Origin of the sequence: Pseudoalteromonas sp. SCSIO 43201, from assembly GCF_023716725.1 — a bacterium.
In the GTDB taxonomy this organism is placed as follows: Bacteria; Pseudomonadota; Gammaproteobacteria; order Enterobacterales; family Alteromonadaceae; genus Pseudoalteromonas; species Pseudoalteromonas peptidolytica.
The window spans coordinates 3,465,697-3,481,854 of sequence record NZ_CP072683.1; the positions used below are offsets into that span (position 1 = coordinate 3,465,697).

Below are 16,158 nucleotides of genomic sequence, written 5' to 3' on the forward strand. Positions count from 1 at the left end.
GATGAGCCTTCTTCCCCCATGCAAAGGCCGTACTCGGCCTTTTTTAATGAGTAACCCGGACTGCGGATAATTAATACCAATTTGCTTAATTAAGTGGTCTATTTTGAGGCGAGAAAATCTTGTCGATAACTAGGCAAAAATTTTGCTATTTAGTTGCTCTAAATGAGAAATTTTTAACGCTGTTAGCGTCAGATTTACTCCTTCAAATTGAGCAAGTATTAAGTCAAATTGGTATAATACCTTTCTAGCAGCCAGTTTTAGCGCTAACTGCGTTGAATTCACTTCCAATCGCCAGTTATTGATACACAGACTTGCCTTGTATCAAGAGATCACTTCTGGCTAGACAAGGTGAAGAATCAAGCTCTGCTTTAACAACAATGAGTTAGCACAATCTACCTGTTACAATCCTAAGGTACTGCGAATTTCCTGCATCTTTTCTTTTAAGCTTTGTTGGATTTGCTGTACTTGCTCATGAGAGCTATTAACTTGGCCTTTCATGTTATCCATAGCCTTACCGAAAGTGTCTAATAAATCAGATTGTTGGTTAGCAAGATCCATCGCATGCGCCGCCACTTGATTGGCACTTTGCGCACTGTGCGCCACACCTTCTGAATTTCGCTTTAATTCTTGAGCATGGTTAGTTTGTTGCTGCGCCTCATCGGCTAGTGCTGAAATTTGGGTAGAAACTTTATTCGAGTTATCGCTAAGGACGTTGAGTTGCTGATGAATATCCGTTAATGAAGCTTGTGTTTGTTGAGCAAGCTTGCGCACTTCATCCGCAACTACCGCAAATCCACGTCCATGCTCTCCTGCACGAGCAGATTCAATAGCAGCATTAAGCGCTAGCAAGTTGGTTTGTTCTGCAATTGAGCTAATCATATCAATGACTTTACTGACATCAGACACGCCAGTTAGCAACTCATTCAAACTCTCTAAGCCTTGTTCAACGCGCTTTTGTGTAGTCGATGACGCACTCAGCATCGATTCAGCATAAGCCACGCTTTGTGTCATCGCCTCAAATGTATTATTTGCGTTATCAGCAACTTGTGCATTAATGTGATTGGCCTCTGCACCTAATTGCCTCACTGAATCGAGTTGCGCTTGGTTTTGCTCCACTTGCTCAAAAGTCCCTCCTGCTTGAGTCGATATTTTCGCCAAGTTGGTATTCATTTCTTCCATAAAAGTATTAATAACGCCAAGCATTGCTGAACGTTCATCAGCCTCTGCTCGCTGTCTATCGATTAATTGGTTGAAGTAGCTCGCTATTTCGCCAATTTCAGTATCTTGATTCTTACTTTTAATATTACTGAGTTCATTACTCTCTATCAGTTGCGCAAAGCCATCTCGTAGTTGCCTTAATGGTGTAAGGACTTGTTTAAATTGAACAAGGTATACAGTACCTGCCAGTATCACGAGTAAACCAATTGCACCACCAAATAGCATAAATACGTTGGCTTTTACCGCAGCCTGATCAGCAATCAGCTGTGCTTCAGCTTGTAAGATATTTTCTGAGATTGATTTAATATCGCCACGTAATGCCAACATACCTGCTTGACGCTCTTTAGATTGCTGTAGCGTGTTGTTAAGATCTCGGCCATAACGTTTTGGCCAACTTACAAGCTCAGCTTTAATTTCAAGTGCTAGGTCTTCGGCTTCGGCCCCCAAAAATAACTCGTCTTCATCTACCTCACTCATCACGCCTAAATTTTCAAGTTGCTCAATTTGCTGTGCAATATCTGTTAGTCGACGTAAACTTGCCATTAAACTCTGCTCTGTTTGCGGCTCATAAGACATCACTAACTGATAGGTATATAGACTGAGATTGGAGACTTCACTAAAGTAATCAGAGGCAAGTTCAAAGTAGGCCGATTTTAGATCGCTTTCTTGCGCTTTAATCGCATATTTTACCAGGCTGGATGCCGAGCCTGACATCTGCCTTAAGGCGTTATCTAATAGTGCTAGCTCGTTGCCGGATAGCTTGCCAAGTGCCCGGTACTTTTCAGAGATGTCTTGCTGTAATTGCTGTAACTTTTGTCTTATCTGCGCACTTAGCGCTTCAGGTAGGTTATTGACATCTTGTTGGAGTGTATTGATTTGCGCATCAGCCTTACTTAAATATTGGCTATCACCCGCACTCAAGTAATCCTCTATCGTCCCTTCAAGCTCAATAATCACGGTGTTTTTAACCTGATTATATGCCGCACCTTGAACATCAAGTTCGGTTAGTACTTTGCTTGCCCACAATAGGCTAGCGCCAAGTAAAATACTCGCAGTCGTCAACAGTATTGCTAGCAACCGAGTAAAAGTAGATACGCGCATATAATCACAACCCCTCTATAAACATGCCCTGCAAGAGTATTAAGGATTTATGACAACTTAATTAAATCTGGAACCATTTTGTATACAAATACGCAAAACCATACTTTTTACGTATATCCATCCAGACACCTACCGATTAAAAAACAAACTATTTTATGATTATTTCATTGCTGCGTTAACATAAACGTCAAAGCGATTTTTTTTAGTCTTAATCTGCATACTTGGTGTTTTATTATCTAAAAAGCCAGCATAATCAGGCCGTTTAACTACAACTCGCTTGCTTGCTAATTGCAACGCAAATGGTAGTAACGCATCAGCATCAAGATCGTTACCGACCAAGTCTTGAAACACTCGCATTTCTTTTTTTACCTGTGCCGACTTGTCACGATGTGGAAACATAGGATCAAGATATACTACATCAGGGCGCCAATCAGCCTGTTCCAATAGCGCATGGCTAGAGCCAAACTCTAACCTCATACTCGCTTGCACCCACTCGCCAATTTCGCCATCCTGATAGGCACGTTGCAATCCATCATATAATAGCGCCGCAACTATGGGGTTTCGTTCATGTAGTACTACCTTACAACCCATTGAAGCCAGTACAAAGGCATCACGCCCAAGCCCCGCTGTTGCGTCTAGTACAGTTGGGACTACACCTTTATTCAACCCTACAGCTTTAGCAATAGCCTGCCCTTTGCCACCACCAAATTTACGCCTATGTGCAACAGCGCCGGTAACAAAATCAACGCGGATAGCACCAAGCTTGGGCTCATCTTTTTTTACCAGCTGTAAGCCTAATTCATCATAATGCAGTTGAAACGTTGACTCATCCAGACCAAGAGTTGGAAGGTCAAATAGCTTTGTAAGCGTATCTAGGTAGGGTCTGTTCTCTTCGAATGGGGTATGAATATACAAGCTTAACTCCCAAGGGTTATCAACCCGAGCAGTATACGCTTTTCCCACAATACTGTCTTTGAATATCCCACAAGCGTTCAAAACAATTCAATATCTACCTGCGATGCAACCTCCCCTTCATCCCAGGGTTTCGCAATTTTATTTAGGCTTTCAATAAGCTGTTGGCGCATTTCAGTAACTTCACCCAACTTATACTTGATAATGGTGAGTTCATCGCTTAGGTAGGTAAAGTGTTTATAAAGCTCTTGTAAGCGCTCGCGTTCCTGTGGCTGTAAAGCGGCGAGCTGTTCGCTTTGAATCAATGATTGAAACTCAGCCACTTTACCACTGTAGTGATTACCCACGCCGCTAAGGTGATCGCTCAACTCGGCAAATACTTGACCAATATGCTCGACTTTCGTGAGCGCATCTTCACTCACCTCCATATCTTTTATTTTGGCATCTGTCGCTTCCAAAATATGAGGAAAGAGATCTTTGTAACGGCCATACACCCCAGCGTCATCGACCGGCATATTTTTGATTAACAGAGAAACTTTTGGATAATTTATAATTGTTCGACGGCCAAAATCGACAAACCGACTGCCATTTTTATGCTTTTCAAACAGCTCTTGTTCTATTGGCTGGATCACTCCTTCGCTGGAGTAAAACGTAGCGCTTTGGCGATACCAAAAAGCGACTGCAACATCCAGTTCCATGGGAATAAAAAACTCTAAGAAATAGCTGCTTAGAGTGCTCAAGTCATGGGCATGATAAGACTGGCCAACATAACGCATAATGCGCCCCATGTCGCCTGAGTCTGTCATGGCAATTTCAGCAGTTGTTTGAGCTCGTTGCACATCCTGCTTTAATTTTGAAGACGTTTTTCTGTAGTCATCAAGGACATTAATACGGGCGAGTAATTCTTCTGCATTAAAAGGCTTGACGATATAGTCCGCAGCCCCTGCATTATAACCACGCATCCGCTCCGATATATCTGTTCTCGAAGATAAAAACATTACTGGAATATCTGCAGTTTCGCTTTGCTTTTTGAGCTGCTCACAGACTTCAAATCCTGACATTCCAGGCATTTCAACGTCTAACAAAATAATGTCCGGGCGGTATTTATTTGCCAGTCGTAAGCCTTCCTCACCATTTTTAGCATGTAAAATTTTGCAGGTACGTGATAATGCTTCATCCACGATGTGGTGGACCAATTTATCATCGTCAATGGCAAGAACCAGTTTAGTCATGTGGCTTTCCCTATTAATTCATATCTTTATAGAATAGTCAGAGATAGTGAATTTGCTAGCCAAATGTCTTACTTTGATTGCAAAAAAACGCCTTCAAATGAAGGCGCCTAGAATGGAAATATTGTTACGCTGCAATACCACTGTGACGCAGCAGTGCATCGACAGTAGGTGCCCGACCTCGAAAACGAGTAAACAACACCATAGGGGATTCAGAACCCCCTTTTTCCAATATGTGCTGCATAAACTCACGGCCAGTGCTGGGGTTAAAAATACCTTCTTCTTCGAATTTAGAAAACGCATCCGCAGAGAGTACTTCAGCCCACTTGTATGAATAGTAACCTGCGCTATAACCACCAGCGAAAATATGGCTAAAGCTATGCTGGAAGCGGTTAAAGTCTGGCGCTTTTACCACTGCCGTTCGCGCACGCACAGCATCAAGAGTAGCTTGGATCTGACATCGCTTGTTTGGCTCGAAGTCTGCGTGAATATGAAAGTCAAACAATGAGAACTCTAATTGACGTAACATCTGCATAGCAGACTGAAAGTTTTTAGCTGCCAATAACTTATCAAGCATCTCTTTTGGTAATGGCTCACCCGTATCATAATGACCTGAAATAAAGTTTAGCGCCTCTTCCTCATAACACCAGTTTTCTAAAAACTGACTAGGTAACTCAACCGCATCCCATGCCACACCATTAATACCTGCTACTGGTGCCGTATCTATCTGGGTTAGCATGTGGTGAATACCATGACCAAACTCATGGAATAAAGTCGTGACTTCGTTGTGGGTAAATAGTGCAGGTTTATCACCCACCGCTTTATTAAAGTTACATACCAAATAAGCAACAGGGATCTGTAATTCACCGTTTGCACGTCGCTTACGACCCATGCAGTCATCCATCCACGCTCCACCACGCTTATGCTCTCTGGCATAGAGATCTAGGTAAAACTGACCACGTAGTTGATCTTGGGCATCGTATATTTCAAAAAAACGTACGTCCGGATGATAAACATCAACGCCTTCAACTTCCGTTACGTGAATACCAAACAGTCGGTTAACCGTCTCGAATAGCCCTGAAAGCACTTTTGCTTCAGGGAAGTACGGTCGTAATGCTTCATCAGAAATGGCGTACTTCGCTTGTTTTAACTTTTCGCTATAGTACGCATAATCCCATGGCTGTAATTCACTAATGCCATACTCTTGGTGAACGAAATGGCGTAATTCGGCAACATCTTGCTCTGCCTGAGGTTTTGATTTGACGGCCAAGTCATTCAAAAATTCAAATACTTGAGCTGGACTATCTGCCATTTTTGTCGCCAGTGACTTTTCTGCAAAGTTAGCAAAGCCAAGCAATTGAGCAAGTTCATGTCGAAGCGTTAACGCCTCGTGCATAATCGCTGAGTTATCAAACTCGCCAGCATTTGGCCCTTGATCCGAGGCGCGTGTTACAAACGCACGATAAGCTTCTTCACGAAGCGCTTGGTTATCTGCATATGTCATTATTGGCAAATAAGAAGGAATATCTAAGGTGAATACCCAACCTTCCAATCCTTTTGCTTCGCCAGTATGTGCTGCAAGCGCAAGTGCGGACTCAGGCAAACCAGTTAGCAGCGCCTTGTCTGTCACTTGCTTATGCCATGCTTGCGTTGCATCCATGACATTATTTCCAAATTTTGAAGCCAACTCTGACAACCGCGCAACAATTTCACCATAACGTTTTTGTTGTTGTGATCCCAATGCAATACCTGATAACTGGAAATCGCGCAGGGCATTATCTATGGTTGTCTTCTGCGCTGTAGTCAGGCGCTCAAACTCCTCAGACTCTTTTAATGCCGCATAAGCTTTATATAGCCCTTGGTGCTGTCCTGCATAGGTTGAATATTCAGAAATTAAAGGCAAGCATTCATCATAGGCTTTACGTAACGCTTCTGAATTAACCACCGAGTGCATATGTGAAATTGGCGACCACACGCGATTGAGTTTATCGTCAGCCTCTTCTAAAGGTACAACAAAGTTATCCCAAGTGATGTTTTGCTGCGTTAAAATAACATCAATGGTCTCACGGCAATGCGCAATTGCAGCCTTTAATGCTTCAACAATGTGCTCAGGCTTAATTTTCGAAAAAGGGGGCAATCCTTCTAGCCCGATTAATGGGTTACTCATGGGCACGCTCTTTATCTTCTAATCTAATATTAAGGTTGAAATAAGGGTGTTAGGCCGCATTTACAAGTATCTGAACAGATTTTTGCTTAATATCGGTCTACAGTTGTGCACTTTTTCTATTTACTTAATATAAAGTAGTAGGATTTAAGCAAAATAAATAATTGGCGAGGAATTTTTATGGCTCAACATTTTGACTATATCGCAATCGGCGGTGGTAGCGGCGGAATAGCATCTGCAAACAGAGCAGCGATGCGAGGTGCTAAAGTTGCACTAATAGAGGCAAAACATTTAGGCGGCACTTGCGTAAACGTGGGCTGTGTACCAAAAAAAGCGATGTGGCATGGTGCTCAAGTTGCAGAAGCAATTAAGTTATACGCTCCAGATTATGGTTTTGATGTTGAACTAAAGAATTTTGATTGGGCAAAACTTGTCGAAAGCCGAGAAGCCTACATTGGTCGGATCCACCAAGGTTATAACAACTACCTTGCCAAAAATGGCGTTACCGTGATCAATGGCTTTGCTAAATTCGTCGATAACCGCACTATTGAAGTCAACGGCGAGCAATATACTGCTGACCATATCAATATCACCGTAGGCGGCCGCCCAACCATTCCAAATATTCCAGGTGCTGAGCATGGCATCGATTCTAATGGTTTTTTTGAGCTTAAAGAGCAGCCTCGTCGCGTTGCGGTTGTTGGCGCAGGTTATATTGCAGTAGAGCTTGCAGGTGTATTACATAGCTTAGGCACTGAAACACACTTATTTGTTCGTAAGCACGCTCCACTGCGTAACTTTGATCCCATCTTAGTTGAAACATTAACTGAGGTAATGGAAAAAGAAGGGCCTACACTACATACCCACGCAACACCAAAATCTGTCACCAAAGAAGAAGATGGCTCAGTCACCTTACACCTTGAAAATGGTGAATCATATACCGTAGACACACTGATCTGGGCGATTGGTCGTGAGCCCATGACTGATCTTATCAATCTTGCCGCAACAGATGTAGAAACAACACCTAGTGGCCATATTAAAGTTGATGAGTGGCAAAACACCACAGCTAAAGGTATTTATGCCTTAGGCGATATTATGGATGGTGGAATAGAGCTGACTCCTGTTGCCGTAAAAGCGGGAAGAATGCTCGCTGAGCGCCTATTTAATCCTGAATTGCCAAATGCCAAAATGGACTACGACTTAGTCCCTACCGTCGTCTTTAGCCACCCGCCAATTGGTACCATTGGTCTAACCGAGCCAGAAGCCGAAGAGAAATACGGCAAAGACAATATCAAGGTTTATACCTCTACCTTTGCTGCGATGTACACGGCGGTTACTCAGCATCGCCAGCCATGTCGTATGAAACTTGTGTGTGCGGGTAAAGAAGAGAAAATTGTTGGCCTACATGGTATCGGTTTTGCGGTAGATGAAATGATCCAAGGCTTCGCCGTTGCCATGAAAATGGGCGCAACCAAAGCAGACTTTGACTCGGTAGTCGCGATACACCCAACCGGCTCCGAGGAGTTTGTTACTATGAGGTAACCGCATAATTTAATCATTAAGGCTAAATAATCAACGCGAGTTAACCAGTAACTCGCGTTTTTTGTTTAAGCTAGGTCTCTTATTTATTTACCCATTTAGATAGATACACTTAGCATGTCGGTATTCAAGACAGCGAATGCAAACACATAAACAGATTAAGGTTTAAACTCTAGAATATCGCCCGGTTGGCAGTCCAAATAATTGCAAATTTGGGCCAGTGTTTCAAACCTAACGCCTTTGACTTTACCGCGCTTTAACAGCGATAAGTTCGCTTCTGTGATGCCGATTTCTTTTGCTAGCTCTTTGGATGAGACCTTTCTCATGGCCATGACCACATCTAAGTTCACAACAATTTCCATCGCTAAATAAACTCCTTGTTTTCATCACTGATCTCTTGCGCTGCGCGCAGCAGATAAGCAACCGTCGCTAAAATACTAAGCGTAACCAACTCACCAAATTGTAATGACAGGACAAGGGTTGTGTGCTCAAAGTAAGCATCATGCCAGTATGCAAAGATAACGCTCAGTGCACTGACGAAAAATATCGACAACACTTCAGTAATGATGAAATAGATAAAGCAAGACAAACACTCTCGAGTAAAAAAGTGTCCTTGCTCAAAATACTTTAGCAATCGAGTAATGAAATGGACCCCCGCCAATGCAAGGAACAATATTGGAGTCGTAGCTAGAAACAGAGCAACATTATTAACCTTATCAGACTGCCATAACTCATCAAACAGAGCATTGTCATAGTAACTGACACGATGATTGAATACCAACTCGTAGGCCAGAAATATCAGTACTATCGCTGTAGTAGATAGTACTCCCACGCGGATAAATTTACTTCTTCTTTGAATCATATCCAAAGTGATAGACATGTCAGCTCCTCATTTCTCATGCTCAGGGCGTACTATACCACACAGAAAAAAAACATCAAAAAACAACAATGAATTATTGTTTTACAATAATTAAAAATCATGTAATGATAATTTTAGAAAAAATGGAGTAGCCAATATGAAATACAATTTAATAAGAGTAAAAACGACAATTATCAGCTCACTTGTCCTTGCAGGGCTATCCCTAAGTGGTTGTCAAGTTGGTTCATTTACACAAAAAACCATACATACCGTTGCTCAAACGCAAACTCAGTTAATCGCGTTAAAAGATCTATTTAGTGAGCAAACAATGGAAAGTGTATCGCTATCACCTGATGGTGAATGGATTGCATTTCTTCAACCGCACAATGGTGCGAATAATATTCATCTAGTACGCAAAGGGGGGGATCTCTCTGATGCTAAACCAATCACCAACCTAACAGATTCTGTAGATAATTTCGTATGGTCTCACCATACGAATGAGATCATATTTAGCAAAGATCACGAGGGCAATGAAAACAAACAAATCTTCACGCTTCAGTTCAATCCTAATAATCTTAAAAATAGTATAATAATTACAAACCTAACGAACAAAGAAGATGTAAATTACATTCTTGCAAAACAGCTCCACGATAATTCAAACAAGCTGGCTGTATTTGCAAACCTGCTACAAAGTGATACATACAGCCTGTACCAGCTAGACACAAAAACCCACACTATGACGCTGATCGATCCCAATGAGCTGAAGTTTAGCAAGGCGATATTAAATCGCGCCGGAGAAATTATGGTGGGTGTCGTTTTAAACAATGATAGTTCTATGACTTTATACAAAAAAGAAGAGCAATCATGGCAACAGGTTTTGCGCACACAACCTGGTGAACAAGTTGAAGTTATTGGCTATAACGAACCAAAGCATACCGCAGTACTGTCAGGCAGCATCCAAGGGCGAGATAAGCAAGAACTTATTGAGCTTGATCTCGGTACAAATATATTACACACGCTACATCGTGATCCGCTCAATAACTCAGATTTATACCATGTTATTTTACAAGATGATGGGCAACCTCTTATCGCGGCATATTATGATTCGAGGCTAAGAAACTACCCGCTCACTGAAAGTGCAGCATCTATACTATCTCGTATTACTTCACATTTCGGAGCAGACGCAGACATACACGTTGAACAAATAGAAGGTAAAACTGGACATTGGCATATCACCGCAAAGTATGCCAATAAGCCAGACGAACAATTTGTATTTAACCCAAATACTGATCAGCTTATTGGCCTGCTAAATCCAGAACCTTCGTTTGACCCTGAGCAGCTAGGTACAAGACAGTCAATAAACTATACCGCAACAGATGGCACAAAAATCCAAGCATATCTAACATTGCCTAAATATGCTAACACCACACTTCCCACAATTGTATTGCCACATGGCGGCCCTTGGGTTAGAGATAAATGGGAATTTAGCAGTGGTTACTTTGTTCCTATTGCACATTACTTTGCCAACAGAGGTTATGCCGTTCTACAGCCTAATTTCAGGGGCTCAACAGGGTTTGGTAAACATTTTACTAGCGCAGGTAACAAACAGTGGGGCATAGGTTCAATGCAGCAAGATATTACTGATGGCGTGCATTATCTTATTGCTCAAGGCATCACAGATAAAAATCGTGTTGGTATTATGGGAGGGTCGTATGGTGGCTTTGCTGCATTAGCGGGAGCGACGTTTACACCAGATTTATATAAAGCCGTTATTTCATATGTAGGGCCTTCTGATCTTAATGTATTTATGGCGTCATTCCCTGAGGCATATAGACCATATTTAGGCAACTTCTACGCTGCGATTGGTGATCCGGCAATTGAGGCTGATAGAAAGGACATGGCTGCACGCTCTCCCATCAACTTTATCGACAACATTAAAGCGCCAATTATGTTAATTCAAGGAGCAAATGATCCAAGAGTGCCACAGGAACAGTCTGAATTAATTGCTAAAGCATTATTCAACGCTCAATTGCCTGTTGAATACATCTTAGCGAAAAATGAAGGGCATGGTTTTATTCAACACAACAATAAACTGGCTTCTATCATCGCCATGGAACGCTTTTTCGCAAAACATTTAGGTGGAACAAAGTCTGACAGCGATGATCCTGATTTAGTCAACCATCTAGCCACATTGACGGTAGATGTTAGCACCCTCTAAATACCGTGAACTCGGGATAATAACTTGTTTTCTTGCAGTTGTTATCCCTTACTACTGCCTTAAATTTTTTTGTAATAGACCAGCTATTGACGCACAAGTTGCCTGATATTAAAAAACAACTTCTGGCTAGCGTGATATTACACCTGTTGAGCTTATTAGGTAATTTGGTTGATTAACTCACTTATGACCCCGAGTTCAAGTTACATAAGATTAGTGTCTCTTGAAGTAACGCACGGATAACTATATAAAAGCTTACAATCTAAACTGGGGGCTATAATGAACCAGCCCTTTTTATATTATAAGCAATCAAAAATGACACTATTTAATCGTCAGCACCATTTCGTACGCACTCAACTAAAAAAGCCCAAATAAGGATATTTGGGCTTGGGGGGAAGTGACGATGAACGTCAACTAGTATGGATTAGCGCTGGGCGCTATGTCAGATGTTATCGGTTAGACAGCTCGATCAGTGCTTGCGTAATAAGCTCAGGGTGAGTGAGCGGGATCAAGTGCTCTGTAGAGGTTATTGGCAAATATTGCCCTCCGCTTATTTCCGCGACTTCTTGAGACCATTTTCGACCTTCGGCTTCCCACTTAATCAAACCCGCTCTGGCTTCTTCTGTTTCTGCTTTTTCAATATCTAACTGTTCAAACTCACTATCGATCACGGTAATTGGAATACTGCTATCTGGTTGCCAGTTTCTCACTAACTCCAGATCGTCATGATAGTTCATCATTTCATTTACTCGGATAAGTTGAGCCTCAATACTATAACGTGTTTGCATGATTTGATTGAAGTAATCCCAATCCATATGCTGGGCAAACTCACTTTCTTCTAGCAAAGACTCTACATGCGCCTGCTCCTCAGCTATTTTGCCATTCATTTTTTCCTGCCACTTTCCTGCACTCACGTGGTCTATCAAATGCTGACCCCACTCGCGATAAATATCAACAGGGTAACCCTGATACTGTGCAATTGAGTGCGGTAATAAAATGTCCGGATCCATCCACAACATACTGGCAATCTTTTGTTTGAAGTCTTCCGACTGTTGCATAGCAATAAGCGGTACAGAGTTGCTATTAGCAAAACTCACCAAATGCACATTGCTCAAATCAAGCTTCTCAAATAGCACTGGAAGATCCGTTGCAAACTTTTGCATTGACGGTGCGCTGGTGTTACTACTAAGCCCTTGCCCAAGCCTATCAATCACATACACATTAAACTGTGTTGATAAGTAAGGTTGTAGCAGTGCAAACCATGCGCTATCACTATGAAAGTGTAAATTGGCTCCTGACAGCATCACCACGGTTGGCTTGTCTGTTTGCGGTGTTACATTCCGCACATGGTAGTAGTCTTCATTAATAGCAATAAGATCAGAACCTTGTGGAAGCGGATGCTTACTAGCTTTTTCAAAAAACTCCATGATTGATTGAGTTGTGTTTATTGGCGAAAGGTTCCAGCTGTGACCAGCTCCATCAACACTGATAAGCTCCGTTTGAATAGCACGGTTTGGATAATAAGTTAACGTGACGCCTTGCTCTACTTTTTTATCTGTAGAAAGTGCTGAGTCATAGTTCAAGTTACCTATGATCTTGATCGCTTGTGGTGATGAGAGTAGACCAAAATTAGCATGACTTCTGCCGGTGTATGGCAACACTGTATCCGCCTTGCCATGCATAATACGATAATGTGTAGGTGTATCAAAACTACAGCTATCACCTAGCTGATATGACATGGGTGCTCCAACGGTCACGATTGCATTAAAGACCTCAGAGCGATTACATAATAAGTTTTGTACAAAGAGCCCGCCTTGAGAAAAACCAGTGGCATAAATTTCGCCATCAATTAGCTGATATTTGGCTTTAAGTTCAGCAATCATGTCATCTACAAAACCAAGATCATCCACACCTAAGCGATCTGCTTTATTACAACGGCAGCCTTCATTCCACTCTTCATTTTTTGATTTTGGATAAACCACTAAGTAGTCATCACTTTGTTCATGCAGCTTGGTCATCGCAGCCATACCTTGACTGTTCCCTCCAGAGCCGTGAAAAGCAAATAGTAACTTATACGCTTTATTGGTGTTTTCTACTGGCTTCATATAGTAGAAGCGCTCATTTACTTCATGTTGTTCAAAACCACCAACCATCTTTGAATCATTACCATTACTCACTGGCGCTTCATCATTAATGTGATTGCTACCGCCACATCCAACAAGTAATGCAGCTAGCGTAAGGCTTAACACCCGTGGTAAAAAAAGGTTACTTGTCATGTTGGTCATTCCTATTTTATCGTTTTCCTGTACTCTAACTACCACGGGATAAAGCGCGACGATTTAATATGAAATCGTCATGACGAATTCATTACCATAAAATATAAATAATAAAATCAAGGGGATAAAAAGAGATGCGCTATGAGTTTGCAGCAATTCAGTTTGATACTGTTAATCGTACGCTGACAAATAGCACGAATACTATCAGGCTTGAGCCTAAACCTTATTCATTACTACTCACCTTAATTGAAGGCGGTGGTGATGTTGTCTCCCGCGATACATTAATAGAAAAAGTATGGCTGGGGCGTATTGTTACAGAAAGCGCCGTAAATAAAGCGGTCTCTACATTACGTCAACATATCAATAAGTTAGATGGACAAAATGAATATATTGAAACCATTCCAACACTTGGATATCGGCTCGTACCTGCGGTTACGCAGTTACACAAAGATGTAACTCCTACGGTTTCGAGCCGCAAAAATATTACGTTAATAGCGGCTACATTCATATTTAGTATTTGTATAGCGCTATTCGTAGCTTACTTTTTTCAAGCACAACCAAACGTCTCGCCTCTCGTTCCACACAAGTTGACTAGTCAAAATGGTATTGAATTACAATTAAGTGGCGCACCATTATCAAAGAGCTTTAGCTATCTGCATCCAATTTCTCCACCATACTCGGAGCTTTGGCTCAACCGCAATGGCACAAACATTCAGTTATTGAGTGGTAATTTGAGAGCGCAAACACTGAGCCAAGATGCAAAATACATTGCCTATATTGATGATGAACAAAACTGTTCAGTTAAACAACTAGATATAACAGCACAAAAAACACAGACACTATTCCCCTGCCAAGTAATAGAAAATATAAAACTCAGTTGGGGTAGAAACCATCAAGAGCTTATCTATCGTAAGCGCACTAACATACACAGTGGCTATGGACTTTACCGCTTTGACCTCAACACTCGTAGGCATACCCAGCTTACACTCCCTCCAGCAACAGGAAACCTGAAAGGCGACCACCTTTTTAGTTTGTCTCAAGCAAAGGACAAACTTAGTGTTGCAACGTACCTTGGTGAAGATAAACACCGATTAACGATTTATCGCTATCCAGAGATGACTGTTGAGCAAACTATTGCGCTCCCTCACCATTTGTCATCGATAACATGGTCAGCTGATGGCAAATTAGTGTACTTTACTGATGCAAATAGTATCTACAGTGCTAATGTTGGTAATAAAGCGGTGACATTGGTACACAAACTCACAGCCCCTATAGAGAGTATTACTCTGTTAAATAGCAATAATACTCTGCTGTTTAATCAATATAAGCTCACGAGTGCAGTTAAACTCTTTGATATATCAGAAAACACCATAACGCCTGTCGTTAATAACCAAGCACTTAACCGCCTGCCCCGTGCAAACCACTCACAACAAGTATGGTACATCTCTGATCATGGTGCTGATTCAGCTTTATGGTCTGTCGATACAAGCACACAAACCAATGTCGCTACGCCACTGCCACATGCTTTTAATTTTCAACGCTTTACACTTAATCATGATGCTTCAAAAGTTCTCTTTGAGTATCGAGATGCAATTTATCAATTTGATACCAAATCACAGCATGTAACTGAAGTTATCAGTGACGAATTAAAAGCTTACGTCGCTAACTATGGCAAACATGATGATGAGATAATCTACAGCAGTGAACGCTCAGGTAGTTGGCAATTATGGTCAGTCAACTTAAATACAGACAAACACCAACAGCTCACCACAAAGGGAGGATACAGTGGCTATGCACATGGTGATGCTATTTATTTCACCAAGTTTAGCCAACCAGGTATTTGGCAGCTACAGGAAGGCCTAGAGTCTCTTATTGTTCCTGATGTGGCGATTAGAAATTGGTTAAACTGGCGGCCAAGAGGCAATGCATTATACTATGAAAAAGATAACCATATTTGGCAGTTTGATCTCAACACTCAACAAGAAAAACAATACCTAGCGCTGCCCTCAAGCTTCATTGGTCAATTTGATGTGTTAGCAAATGGGGATATTGTTTTTGCACAGCTAAACCAGCCCAGCGGCGAGCTTTGGCGGCTATCACTAAACAACTAAACAACTAAACAACTAAACAACTAAACAACTAAACAACTAAACAAAGGATTGTTTGGCTGAAAACAAAAAACCCAGCCGAGGCTGGGTTTTTATTGATTCTTGAAACGAATTACTTGATTTTCGCTTCTTTGAAGATCACGTGTTTACGAACCTTAGGGTCGAACTTTTTGATCTCCATTTTTTCAGGCATGTTACGCTTGTTCTTGTCGGTAGTGTAGAAATAACCAGTACCAGCTGTAGAAACTAAACGGATCTTATCACGCATGATTTAAGCTCCTTAAATTTTTTCGCCGCGAGCACGGATATCTGCTAGTACCGCGTCGATGCCTTTTTTATCGATAATACGCATACCTTTAGTAGTAGTGCGTAGAGAAACGAAACGCTTTTCGCTTTCAACCCAAAAACGGTGTGTTTGTAGGTTAGGTAGGAAGCGACGCTTAGTAGCGTTGCGCGCGTGCGAACGGTGGTTACCAACCACTGGGCGCTTACCTGTAACTTGACAGACTTTAGACATGTCTATGTATCTCCAATAACTTC

The 16,158-nt window shown here is 41.7% G+C and carries 12 protein-coding genes; 3 read left to right on the plus strand and 9 right to left on the minus strand.

What is annotated here, in order from left to right:
• Positions 1-399: 399 nt before the first annotated feature.
• From J8Z24_RS15080 to prlC, 4 genes are all read right to left on the minus strand, one after another.
• Positions 400-2,319: a methyl-accepting chemotaxis protein gene (locus tag J8Z24_RS15080; protein ID WP_252094932.1), complete on the minus strand. Its 1,920-nt coding sequence runs from the start codon at positions 2,317-2,319 to the stop codon at positions 400-402.
• 159 nt (positions 2,320-2,478) lie between these two features.
• Entirely contained in the window at positions 2,479-3,234 is a 756-nt protein-coding gene (locus tag J8Z24_RS15085; RefSeq protein WP_252095642.1) for a class I SAM-dependent methyltransferase, read from the minus strand.
• 77 nt (positions 3,235-3,311) lie between these two features.
• Positions 3,312-4,463 carry a response regulator gene (locus tag J8Z24_RS15090; protein WP_252094933.1) on the minus strand — a complete coding sequence of 384 codons (1,152 nt, stop codon included), beginning with the start codon at positions 4,461-4,463 and terminating at the stop codon, positions 3,312-3,314.
• A gap of 124 nt (positions 4,464-4,587) precedes the next feature.
• A complete protein-coding gene (prlC, locus tag J8Z24_RS15095) occupies positions 4,588-6,627 on the minus strand; it encodes an oligopeptidase A (RefSeq protein WP_252094934.1) in 2,040 nt (679 codons plus the stop codon).
• A gap of 177 nt (positions 6,628-6,804) precedes the next feature.
• Here prlC and gorA point away from each other — a divergent pair, with 177 nt between their 5' ends.
• The gene (gene gorA, locus J8Z24_RS15100; protein ID WP_147389053.1) at positions 6,805-8,163 is read left to right on the plus strand and encodes a glutathione-disulfide reductase; all 1,359 of its coding nucleotides are present in this window, start codon (positions 6,805-6,807) and stop codon (positions 8,161-8,163) included.
• Positions 8,164-8,318: 155 nt separating this feature from the next.
• Here gorA and J8Z24_RS15105 read toward each other — a convergent pair whose 3' ends face one another.
• Both J8Z24_RS15105 and J8Z24_RS15110 read right to left on the minus strand, forming a co-directional pair.
• A complete protein-coding gene (locus J8Z24_RS15105; protein ID WP_128726032.1) occupies positions 8,319-8,522 on the minus strand; it encodes a helix-turn-helix domain-containing protein in 204 nt (67 codons plus the stop codon).
• A 2-nt stretch (positions 8,523-8,524) separates the two neighbouring features.
• Positions 8,525-9,040 (minus strand): hypothetical protein, encoded by a 516-nt coding sequence (locus J8Z24_RS15110; protein WP_128731572.1) that lies wholly within the window; start codon positions 9,038-9,040, stop codon positions 8,525-8,527.
• Positions 9,041-9,176: 136 nt separating this feature from the next.
• Between J8Z24_RS15110 and J8Z24_RS15115 the strand changes: the two genes are divergently transcribed.
• On the plus strand, positions 9,177-11,237 hold the full coding sequence (locus tag J8Z24_RS15115; RefSeq protein ID WP_176033158.1) for a S9 family peptidase: 2,061 nt from the start codon (positions 9,177-9,179) through the stop codon (positions 11,235-11,237).
• A gap of 446 nt (positions 11,238-11,683) precedes the next feature.
• Here the strand turns inward: J8Z24_RS15115 and J8Z24_RS15120 are convergent, their stop codons facing one another.
• Positions 11,684-13,510 carry an alpha/beta hydrolase gene (locus tag J8Z24_RS15120; protein WP_147389057.1) on the minus strand — a complete coding sequence of 609 codons (1,827 nt, stop codon included), beginning with the start codon at positions 13,508-13,510 and terminating at the stop codon, positions 11,684-11,686.
• Between the two features lie 134 nt (positions 13,511-13,644).
• On the opposite strand from J8Z24_RS15120, the gene J8Z24_RS15125 reads away from it, so the two are divergent.
• Complete coding sequence (locus J8Z24_RS15125; RefSeq protein ID WP_252094935.1) at positions 13,645-15,621, plus strand: winged helix-turn-helix domain-containing protein; 1,977 nt, start codon at positions 13,645-13,647, stop codon at positions 15,619-15,621.
• A 109-nt stretch (positions 15,622-15,730) separates the two neighbouring features.
• Here J8Z24_RS15125 and rpmG read toward each other — a convergent pair whose 3' ends face one another.
• Positions 15,731-15,886, minus strand: a complete 156-nt coding sequence (gene rpmG / locus J8Z24_RS15130; protein WP_010364212.1) for a 50S ribosomal protein L33 — start codon at positions 15,884-15,886, stop codon at positions 15,731-15,733.
• A gap of 12 nt (positions 15,887-15,898) precedes the next feature.
• On the minus strand, positions 15,899-16,135 hold the full coding sequence (rpmB, locus tag J8Z24_RS15135; protein WP_099643122.1) for a 50S ribosomal protein L28: 237 nt from the start codon (positions 16,133-16,135) through the stop codon (positions 15,899-15,901).
• Positions 16,136-16,158: the final 23 nt, after the last annotated feature.